Origin of the sequence: Rhizobium lentis (assembly GCF_014200175.1) — a bacterium.
Taxonomy (GTDB): domain Bacteria; phylum Pseudomonadota; class Alphaproteobacteria; order Rhizobiales; family Rhizobiaceae; genus Rhizobium; species Rhizobium mulingense.
In genome coordinates this window covers 1-1029 of sequence record NZ_JACHBD010000051.1, presented here as the reverse complement: position 1 = coordinate 1029, position 1029 = coordinate 1, and the positions used below count along the sequence as shown (strand labels likewise).

Annotated in this window: 1 protein-coding gene; it reads left to right on the top strand. The window is 62.9% G+C overall.

Going from position 1 to position 1029, the window contains the following annotated elements; all coding sequences use genetic code 11:
• The first annotated feature begins 397 nt into the window (after positions 1-397).
• Positions 398-859 (top strand): thermonuclease family protein, encoded by a 462-nt coding sequence (locus GGI60_RS31705; RefSeq protein ID WP_183934992.1) that lies wholly within the window; start codon positions 398-400, stop codon positions 857-859.
• Positions 860-1029: the final 170 nt, after the last annotated feature.

Below are 1029 nucleotides of genomic sequence, written 5' to 3'. Positions count from 1 at the left end.
CGATCGAGCCGGCGCGCAGTGCAACGAGCAAGGCCGATCGAGGACAATGAAGAGTATCAGAGAAATCAGCATAGCGACGCCCAAGGGGCGGGATTTCGGGAATTCTCGTCGTGCGAGAGCGGGAAATAGCGCAGCCGCAGGAGCCTCAACATAGTGGCCCACAGGGGAGGCGGGACCGACTGCGCCCCGCGCCTCGCACACCGCATGGGGGCACCTTGTCCGTAAACGCAGATGAAACCGAGTCCGAGCTAGGTTGAGGCAAACGGGAGAGGACGGGCTAGTGGCGAAATCGAATGTGGTTCCGTTCAGGAGGCCGCGGAAGTCCGGCGGCAAGAACGATCGCCGTAGCCCGCAGGGAAAATCCCCAACGGGACAGAATGGTCCGCGCATATCGCTGATGGCAGTCATCTCAGCTGTCGTCATCACTGCGGCAGGCTGGCTTGCCTTCGGCGGCGCCGGCAACCTCCCCGGAATGCCGGCGGTGGCCAAGACGCCGGTAGCGGACTCATCGTCGGCCGCGTTTTCAGTCTGCGGCGGCGGCCGTCATGTGAATTGCGTCGTCGACGGCGACACGTTCTGGTTCGAGGGCGAGAAAATCCGCATCGCGGATATCGACACGCCTGAACTCAGCCCGCCGCGCTGCGAGGCGGAACGGATCAAAGGCGAGGCCGCGAAAGCACGCCTGCTGGCGCTGCTGAATGGAGGCAACTTCTCACTGACGGCCGGCTGGCGCGACGAAGACAAGTATGGCCGCAAGCTCCGGACCGTAACGCGATCGGGACACTCGATCGGCGACACCCTTATCGATGAGGGTCTCGCCAGACGCTGGGACGGCGCAAGACATGGATGGTGCGGCTGAGTGCCGCGAGAGGATCGTCACCCTTGGGGCGGAGACCACATGGGGGCTGCGTGAGCACCGCGAATAGAACCGTGCGCCGAAGGCGGTCGCCTAAACCTCTCGGGATTTTTGGCCTATCATCACAGTTATGAATCGATCTGCGCCGACCGATTCATAAGTGTCGTTGGACG

Coding starts and splice junctions, on each gene's coding strand:
- GGI60_RS31705 (WP_183934992.1), top strand. CDS start 398: ATGGCAGTCATCTCAGCTGTCGTCATCACTGCGGCAGGCTGGCTTGCC.